The organism is Micromonospora sp. ZG13, assembly GCF_059359355.1.
In genome coordinates this window covers 1-644 of sequence record NZ_JCADBQ010000055.1, presented here as the reverse complement: position 1 = coordinate 644, position 644 = coordinate 1, and the positions used below count along the sequence as shown (strand labels likewise).

Below are 644 nucleotides of genomic sequence, written 5' to 3'. Positions count from 1 at the left end.
GGCAACACCCCGTCACGCGAACAACCCCGCTCCACGCACTCCCGCATCACCCGCCAGATCTCCAACAGACCGGAACGCACCTCACCCTCACCCCGCCAGGAGAGCTCGTTGGCCAGCATCACCTCACTGATCGACAGCCCCGTCGACGCCGTCACCCCGAGCAGCTGCGCCCCGGTCAGGAACGGATACCGCACCCGCGTGCCGTCGGGCCTGATCCGATCCGCCCCCGCCGCCGCCTCGTCCACCACGAACCCGCCACCCACCGAGTAGTACGTCCGCACCCGCAACTGCGCGCCCGCGTCGTCGTACGCGACGAACGTCATCCCGTTCGGGTGGTACGGCAACGACCGACGCCGGTGCAGCACCAGATCCCGATCCGCATCGAAGTCGACCTCGTGCGCGTCGAGCAGGCCCAGCCGCCGCTCGGCACGCATCCGCGCGATCCGCGCGTCAACCGCGTCGGTGTCGACCGACTCCGGAACCTCACCGACCAACCCCAGCAGCACCGCCCGATCACTACCGTGCCCGTGCCCGGTCGCCCCCAGCGACCCGAACAACTCCGCCCGCACCCGAGCCGTCCCGGCCAACAACCCGTCGGCCTTCAACCCCGCAACGAACGTACGGGCCGCCCGCATCGGCCCCAC

1 protein-coding gene is annotated in these 644 nt (G+C 70.8%); it reads right to left on the bottom strand.

The genetic code is table 11. The annotated features are described in order from the left end of the window. Window positions 1-644: serine dehydratase beta chain (locus AC5L34_RS29515; protein WP_494827932.1), on the bottom strand; the 644-nt coding region annotated here is incomplete at both ends.